At 36.5% G+C, this 7,371-nt stretch carries 10 protein-coding genes; 2 read left to right on the forward strand and 8 right to left on the reverse strand.

Annotation, left to right across the window (positions count from 1 at the left end; all coding sequences use genetic code 11):
* Nucleotides 1–38: 38 nt before the first annotated feature.
* Complete coding sequence (locus tag RZN25_13360) at nucleotides 39–188, reverse strand: hypothetical protein (protein ID MEQ6377802.1); 150 nt, start codon at nucleotides 186–188, stop codon at nucleotides 39–41.
* A gap of 110 nt (nucleotides 189–298) precedes the next feature.
* Here RZN25_13360 and RZN25_13365 point away from each other — a divergent pair, with 110 nt between their 5' ends.
* Both RZN25_13365 and RZN25_13370 read left to right on the forward strand, forming a co-directional pair.
* Nucleotides 299–754, forward strand: a complete 456-nt coding sequence (locus RZN25_13365; protein ID MEQ6377803.1) for a universal stress protein — start codon at nucleotides 299–301, stop codon at nucleotides 752–754.
* Between the two features lie 23 nt (nucleotides 755–777).
* Nucleotides 778–1,089, forward strand: a complete 312-nt coding sequence (locus RZN25_13370) for a hypothetical protein (protein MEQ6377804.1) — start codon at nucleotides 778–780, stop codon at nucleotides 1,087–1,089.
* Nucleotides 1,090–1,346: 257 nt separating this feature from the next.
* Here the strand turns inward: RZN25_13370 and RZN25_13375 are convergent, their stop codons facing one another.
* The 7 genes from RZN25_13375 to RZN25_13405 form a co-directional block, all read right to left on the reverse strand.
* Nucleotides 1,347–1,859 carry a MogA/MoaB family molybdenum cofactor biosynthesis protein gene (locus RZN25_13375; protein MEQ6377805.1) on the reverse strand — a complete coding sequence of 171 codons (513 nt, stop codon included), beginning with the start codon at nucleotides 1,857–1,859 and terminating at the stop codon, nucleotides 1,347–1,349.
* A 13-nt stretch (nucleotides 1,860–1,872) separates the two neighbouring features.
* Nucleotides 1,873–2,700: an EcsC family protein gene (locus tag RZN25_13380; GenBank protein ID MEQ6377806.1), complete on the reverse strand. Its 828-nt coding sequence runs from the start codon at nucleotides 2,698–2,700 to the stop codon at nucleotides 1,873–1,875.
* 207 nt (nucleotides 2,701–2,907) lie between these two features.
* On the reverse strand, nucleotides 2,908–4,116 hold the full coding sequence (locus tag RZN25_13385; protein ID MEQ6377807.1) for an acetate kinase: 1,209 nt from the start codon (nucleotides 4,114–4,116) through the stop codon (nucleotides 2,908–2,910).
* Nucleotides 4,117–4,232: 116 nt separating this feature from the next.
* Nucleotides 4,233–5,231, reverse strand: coding sequence for a class I SAM-dependent methyltransferase (locus RZN25_13390; protein MEQ6377808.1), 999 nt, complete (start codon nucleotides 5,229–5,231; stop codon nucleotides 4,233–4,235).
* A 162-nt stretch (nucleotides 5,232–5,393) separates the two neighbouring features.
* On the reverse strand, nucleotides 5,394–5,891 hold the full coding sequence (gene tpx / locus RZN25_13395; protein MEQ6377809.1) for a thiol peroxidase: 498 nt from the start codon (nucleotides 5,889–5,891) through the stop codon (nucleotides 5,394–5,396).
* Nucleotides 5,892–6,023: 132 nt separating this feature from the next.
* Nucleotides 6,024–6,467, reverse strand: a complete 444-nt coding sequence (gene ytfJ / locus RZN25_13400) for a GerW family sporulation protein (protein ID MEQ6377810.1) — start codon at nucleotides 6,465–6,467, stop codon at nucleotides 6,024–6,026.
* Between the two features lie 3 nt (nucleotides 6,468–6,470).
* Complete coding sequence (locus RZN25_13405; GenBank protein MEQ6377811.1) at nucleotides 6,471–7,127, reverse strand: DUF2953 domain-containing protein; 657 nt, start codon at nucleotides 7,125–7,127, stop codon at nucleotides 6,471–6,473.
* Nucleotides 7,128–7,371 lie beyond the last annotated feature (244 nt).

Here is a 7,371-nt window from a genome sequence, read left to right on the forward strand (position 1 = left end):
CATATGCGACTTTGTAGGGGTTGAACAAAAAGATTGATTTAGATATTATTCTCTTCTTTGCTTTCTTCTTCCCTTTCTTGCAATGGATGATCAATAAACCCACTTTCATAGCTAGCCGTCAATTGTTGATACACTATCTCTTCCCCAGATTGATCATAAATGAACTTATTTTTCTCCTTTTTTTCCATCGATAACACCTCCATATTTTAGATTGTGTATAACTACGTTTTTTACTGAATGTTATTTTTACCAATTAATATGAAAGTGATATAATAAAAGTAAGAAGATAGGGGGTATCATGATGGAATATAATAACATTATCGTTGCGGTTGATGGATCAAAAGCATCAGAGAAAGCCTTTGACAAAGCTATTTATATTGCGAAAAGGAATCATGCACGATTAATTATTTCTCATGTAATTGACACAAGGGCTTTTGCTACTGTAGAAGCATACGATCGAACCCTCGCAGAACGGGCAGTAACCCATGCTGACGAGTTGTTACAAGAATATAAGAATCAGGCTTTGAATCAAGGAATTGAACAAGTAGATACGGATATTGAATATGGATCACCTAAAATTAAAATTGCTAAGGAAGTAGCTCCAAAATTTGAGGCTGACCTTATTATTTGTGGTGCTACAGGTTTGAATGCGATGGAACGATTTTTTATCGGTAGTGTATCTGAACACGTAACACGATATGCGGCTTGCGATGTGCTTATTGTTCGTAATTCTTCTGATGAGGAGAAAAAGTAGTTTTTTAGTCGACGGAGGTTTTTATGAATTCTTATTTTACATTTAATGATCGATTAAGGATTGATCTACCAGATCTGCCCAGACCATGGGAAAGTTTCACAAGAAGAGAGCAAGAAAAAATCTTAGGAAAATGGGAAGAAATACGGGGGGGAATACCTGATCGAATTTCTGAAATTGAAGAGAAGATTAAAGAAAAACAACAGGATTTATACAACGAAGAAAATTTTGAAATGTCATGCCTTCTAAACTCAGAAATCAGTGAACTTGCCTCACAGATTAATGATCTATGGATTTGGTTTAGAACAAGTGAAGTTGTCCGCCCGCATGCTGGTTAATAAGAGTCCCTTTGCCCATCGGCGTGAGGAAGGAACCGGCTCTAGTCGATAGGTTAGAAAAGCTCTGCCTATGGCGAGCTTTTCTTTTTATCCTGCATGAATGGGCAGAAATACCCCACCTCAAGTCTTAAGCAAAACGAAAAGAGTAGCTGGGAGTCTTTCTGTACGTAAATGTCCGATTGGTTCAAGGACCTTTAGGTCATGCCCTTAGGTGCTAACAATCAGTGAGGACGGACACTGATTGTTGTTTCTCTTTATTATAGGTCTTTTCTAATTTCTCGAACGACATGAGCTAATTCTGGAATAATTAGTTTGTCCATAGCAAGCTTCACTGCACCAGAGGATCCAGGAGTAGAAAATACCGCTGTGTGGTTGGAAACTCCAGCAATTGCTCGCGATAAAATAGCTGCTGATCCTATGTCTTCTGTGTAACTTAGCATTCTAAAAATCTCCCCAAACCCTACAAGCTCCTTGTCTAATAAATCTGCTACAGTCTCTATAGTGACGTCTCTCCAAGCTATCCCGGTCCCTCCATTCGTTAGAACTGCATCAATAGAAGGGTCTTGACAACCATCAACCACCGCTTGCTTAATTTCTTCTCTACTATCTTTAACAATTTCATACTGTTCAATGATAAATCCCGCGTTTTCAAGCTTGCGAATCATTAAAGCTCCACTTGTATCCGTTTCTTTTGTTCGTGTATCACTAACTGTTATGACCTTACATCTAATTTTAGTAGGCGCTCCTTTTTTGTGTTCTTCAACAGACATCATATTCCCTCCATTACTCTGTACTTTGTGCAATCAGGTGCCGATTTTGATAGAAACGGATGGCATACTCCGTTACTTGTTTTGTTAACTGATAATTTAGTCCTGCACCTATAGCCATGCTGATCATAGGAAGACCTTGGATAAGTTTTTTTCTGAACATTAGGATAAAAAGTGATTTAAAACATTGTTTTAAAGGTTGACCAATCCACGATTCATCTGTTAATCCATCCTCTTCTTCAAATACATATGGATGATAACTTTGCGATTTTACTTCTTGCTTCAGTTCCTCCCACGCTGCTTTCTGTAAACGTTTTGGTAGCGTTGCAGCATGAAAGACCTTTAATGATAAAAGAAGTTCATATGGATGGTTCATTTCATGTCCAAATGTCATTCCAATAAGTTGGATTCCTCTTAGATTCATTGCCATCATGGCGGGGAAATCTAATCCAAGTAGTAGCCATCCACCAGTTCCAGTTAGACCACCTTGAGCAAATGAATATACTTTGCCTTTTGTAGCTTGCTGTTGAGCAAGGTAGGTTAATTGACTTAGATTCAATAATTTCATGTCCTTCACATCTGAAATAGATGAGTTAAAAATTTTACCGGAAGTAATAATTCTTTCACGTGCTTCATTTTGGAAAGCTGTTCCTTGAATCAAAGCATGTGTATGAAACAACCAAGTATCCAAACGATTAAAAAAAAGCTTTCTTGTCTTAGGCGGTATCCCCTCAAAAGCTTTTTTTACCCACAAATCATATAAGTTTTCGAAATCATTGGATTGATATTGACTCCACTGTTTTTCCCATCGAGAAATTTCATTGGAAAAATATTCGTCACCCACCATTATTCCCTCCAAACGATCCCTTCATTTTCTACCTTCATTGTACAATTCATATGGAAAAATTGCGAATATTATTCGAAATTTAGGAATCTTTATCCAAAAAAAGTGCAAGCGCCTCTCGAACCTAATAATTTTTTCATGACTATCAACCGACTAAAGTATAGCTGATAACAACAAAAAAAGTGCCCCAAATAGGAACACCTTTTATTATGCTTGATTTACATAATTATTTTGGAATATACGGACTGTATCTCTTGCAATCATTACTTCCTCATTTGTTGGAATTACAATAACTTTAACAGGGGAATGTGGATAGTTCACAAAGACTTCTTTTCCTCTGATTTCGTTGAGAGCAGGATCCCAATATACCCCCATAAATTCAAGTCCACGTAATACTCTTTCACGAATAACAGTACTATTTTCTCCAACACCAGCTGTAAAGATAATAGCATCCACTCCATGCATTCTCGCTGCATAGGAACCGATATATTTGTGAATACGAGAAGCAAACACCTCAAGTGCTAGCTCAGCTCGTTCTGTTCCTTTGGAAGCTTCCTGCTCGATATCTCGTAAATCACTGGAGAAGCCAGACAGGGCTAACATTCCACTTTCCTTATTTAATACATCCATAACCTCTTGAGCGGACTTACCTGTACGCTCCATAATATACGGTATCAAAGCTGGATCAATATTACCTGAACGAGTTCCCATTGTTACCCCAGCAAGCGGTGTAAAGCCCATTGAAGTATCAATGGATTTTCCGCCTTCGATGGCAGCAATACTAGCGCCATTACCTAGGTGGCAGGAAATAATTCTTAATTGTTCAATTGGTCTACCTAATAATTCCGCAGCACGTTGGCTCACATATTTATGACTTGTTCCATGAAAGCCATATTTGCGGATCCCATATTTTTTATAATACTCGTAAGGTAAACTATATAAATAAGACTGTTCCGGCATCGTTTGATGGAAAGCAGTATCGAACACTGCTACTGCTGGAACATTTGGGAGTACCTCCTTAAAAGCCTGAATTCCCACCAAATTTGCAGGATTATGCAAAGGTGCTAAGTCAGAGACATCCTCAATTTCTTTAATCACTTCATCGGTCAAAAGTACAGAGTCACTAAATTTCTCTCCACCATGAACTACACGATGGCCGATTCCTTCAATTTCGTCTAAAGATTGGATGATTCCAGAACTTGTAAGCTTGCTAACAAGAACTTTTACAGCGTCTCCATGGTCTTTAAGATCTTTCACAATTTTATCTTTCTCACCATTGAATTCAATAGTAAATATACTATCTGGAAGTCCAATTCGTTCAACAAGGCCTTTTGTAATGACGGTTTCTTCAGGCATCTCAATTAATTGAAATTTTAAAGAAGAACTTCCGGCATTAATTGCTAAAATTTTACCCACTTTTGTCCAACCCCTTACCAAATTAGAACTATAAATTCTTTCATCTCTTTCATTTAATCACCTATATAATCATGTATCAAGGATGAATTGAAATGTGAACGTTTTCACTATATAGTTTATATTTTCTGATTATTATGAAATTCCTTTGAAAACCATTGATTGATTTTTGAAACGATGTCATTCATGGCTGTTTGGTTTTTAAAGGAAGGCAACTTTACTAACAGTGCCTCTTTTGGTGCTTTTGTATTTTCCCCCTTTTTTTGTAAAATAAAAATACTCTTTGAATGTTGTTCATTTTTAAATAAAGTTTCTGAAAGCTGCAGCACCCCTACGATATGTGCATTTTTATGTAAAAAGATATGCAACTCTTCAGATTGATCACTATCAAAGAGAAAACTCGGAATAACAAATATGGCATAACCCCCAGGTACAAGATAGCGTAAGGACTGTTCTATAAAAAGATGATGACTATATGACAACCCTTCTTTTGCTGCCAGTTCATAAGATTTTGATTGCTCTTTATCTGGATAATATCCAACAGGTAAGTCACTGACTACTGCATCTACTGGGTCTAATAATAAGGGACGTAGGCTGTCCTGATGAAAAAATTCAATCTGGTGCTCTTGAAGATTTGCTTGCAACAATGCTAACTTAATTAACGTTGTATCAACTTCACTTCCAAATGCAGAATATGCCCCATTCCATTGATTTAAAATGGCTGTTAGTAAATTAGCTGACCCTACAGCTGGATCAAATATTCTTAGCATGTCCAATTTTGGATAAACCTTGCTTAAAAGATATCCAACAAATATAGCTACTGAATCTGGAGTAATCATATGATGATGTTGAGTACTTCCCTTCATCCCTTTTAAAATAGCTAATTGAAGTGCTTTTCTTTTTTCTTCTTTAGACAGGTTCTCCATGGTTAGATCATCTATTAGATTACTTACCCTCTTTTTGGTTAGTTCAGACCATTCATCTGGAAAAGTCCGATCGAGAAAACAATAACCAGCCTCTAGGACCGCCTCTAAATATGTAATATCTAATTCCTCTTGAATTTGATGCGCTGTTTGATCCAACCATTGGAACAAAACCTCAACATTTTTTTGATCCATTCCTATTCTCCTCCATTCCATCTTCCATCCATGATTGTAACAAAAACCAGTACAATAGCAAAAAAGATGATTCCTCAGAAAAAATGAGGAACCACCTTTTTGCCATTTTTTATTTATCTATTATTTTTAAGTAACTTTGTCCTGGTTTCTACTTCCTTCAGATTATTTAGCCTCTTTTGCTGCTTGCAATGCGGCTTCATAATTAGGATGATCTGTGGCTTCTGGAACATATTGTGTATAGGTTACAGTGTTTGTGGAATCCACTACAAAAACGGCTCTAGCTAAAAGCCGAAGCTCCTCAATTAAAACCCCATATGCTTTTCCGAAAGAACCCTTTAGATGATCGGATAGAGTTTCAACATTCTCAACACCATTAGCTCCACACCAACGTTTTTGAGCAAATGGAAGATCCATACTTATTGTTAATATTTTAACATCTCCAAGCTGGTTAGCCTCTTCATTGAACTTTCTTGTTTGCGCATCACAAACACCGGTATCTAGGGAAGGGACAACACTAATGAGTTTTACACCGTTATAATCACTAAGTTTTTTTTCTGACAAGTCGTTTGCTAAAACGGTAAAGGATGGTGCTTGTTCTCCTACCTTAACTTCCTCTCCTAACAATGTGATTAGATTTCCCTTGAACGTTACTTTCGCCATTCTAATTCCTCCTCGTCATTAATTTATTGCTCGTCCTGATATTTTCGTATTTAGCTTATCCCTTGTGATAAACTAAAAAACTTCTCTATATACACTATATAGAGAAGTTTTTCCATCTTCAAATATTTACTCTTATAAATCAAAATCACTTTTTTTCTCAGAGGATTTCGATTGATCTTTATCCTTTCCTCCCTTATTTAGGGAATTCTGGATTTTATCAATAGCCTGAGGTGCTAGATCTAGTATTTTTTCATATAGATGAGTATTTTCATCAAGATGAACCATTTTGACTCCATCTTTTCCAACTACTAAGAAAGCAATAGGAGTTATAGAAACTCCACCCCCGCTGCCACCACCAAAAGGTAGGCTTCCTTCAGAATCCCCAGTACCACTCGAGCTTCCTTGAAACTCACTTCCACCTGCAGCAAATCCAAAACCCACCTTCGATACTGGTATAATCACACTACCATCTGGGGTCTCCACAGGATCTCCTATAATCGTATTCACATCAATCATTTCTTTTAAATTTTCCATGGCCGTTGTCATAAGTCCTTGAATAGGGTGTTCACTTGCCATATTTTATACCTCCTTATTATGTAGTTGAATAGTTTTCATTAATCCACGAGAATTTTTTAGTAGGGTTAGCAATACAAGGATAGCTTGCCCGATCCGAAAGGAAAGAATACATGTTATATTGGTATAGGCAAATTGGTGTTGAAAATGCGGAGCAATTTGTAAATCGGGTTTTACTTTTAGACGCATGTTATGACTAATCCAACCGATAAACCAACCCTTTATGGTCCAAAGAACGCCACTCCCCATTCCTGTTGCAGCTGCATCTCCAAGTCCAATTTTTGATTCCCAATCCAACTTTTCCACATTCACTTTTGATAGGAACTTTTTGATGATCTTACTAAATGAGGAAATATGCTTCAAAATATCTTTTGCAAATAACAAATTGTTTTTCAACTCTTCAAAATGGACATCTTCTCTTTTATCAGAAGCAGTCTCTTCCCCTACTTTTGTCTTTTCGTTTAATTCAATCTCTTTTTCTTTGAGATCAATATTAGCTAAAGGGATTTCTCTCTTAATTTTAATAAATCTCCAAATCTTAATTTCTACATATAAATCCATATCCTTATTTTTATAATAAAAATGAAATATGATTGTAATTTTTGAAAGAAGAAAAAGAAAACCACCAACAATTACAAATCCTATCAGGTATAACCACCACATACCATTCGTCCTTTTTTATTTCCATTATGCACATAGTAATGTTCAGATAAACCTAATGGAAATTAGAATACTTGGCTTATCATAAAAGAGATTCTTGAAAGGCGTATTTTGCTTTCTTAGAATCCCCCTTATACTCTGGAGTGCAAGTTCTTATGGCGAAAACCTGATTTTTTTCATGTACTATCCACCGACTAAAGTTATCAATAGCTGATAGTATAAGAAAAGCGCAAGCGCCCTCGATCAT

Source organism: Bacillaceae bacterium S4-13-56, from assembly GCA_040191315.1.
In the GTDB taxonomy this organism is placed as follows: Bacteria; Bacillota; Bacilli; order Bacillales; family JAWJLM01; genus JAWJLM01.

Bases quoted from the DNA above. Each gene is read 5' to 3' on its own strand.
- RZN25_13390 (MEQ6377808.1), bottom strand. From the start codon at position 5,231: ATGGATCAAAAAAATGTTGAGGTTTTGTTCCAATGGTTGGATCAAACA.
- RZN25_13405 (MEQ6377811.1), bottom strand. From the start codon at position 7,127: ATGTGGTGGTTATACCTGATAGGATTTGTAATTGTTGGTGGTTTTCTT.
- tpx (MEQ6377809.1), bottom strand. From the start codon at position 5,891: ATGGCGAAAGTAACGTTCAAGGGAAATCTAATCACATTGTTAGGAGAG.
- RZN25_13375 (MEQ6377805.1), bottom strand. From the start codon at position 1,859: ATGTCTGTTGAAGAACACAAAAAAGGAGCGCCTACTAAAATTAGATGT.
- RZN25_13360 (MEQ6377802.1), bottom strand. From the start codon at position 188: ATGGAAAAAAAGGAGAAAAATAAGTTCATTTATGATCAATCTGGGGAA.
- ytfJ (MEQ6377810.1), bottom strand. From the start codon at position 6,467: ATGGCAAGTGAACACCCTATTCAAGGACTTATGACAACGGCCATGGAA.
- RZN25_13365 (MEQ6377803.1), top strand. From the start codon at position 299: ATGATGGAATATAATAACATTATCGTTGCGGTTGATGGATCAAAAGCA.
- RZN25_13370 (MEQ6377804.1), top strand. From the start codon at position 778: ATGAATTCTTATTTTACATTTAATGATCGATTAAGGATTGATCTACCA.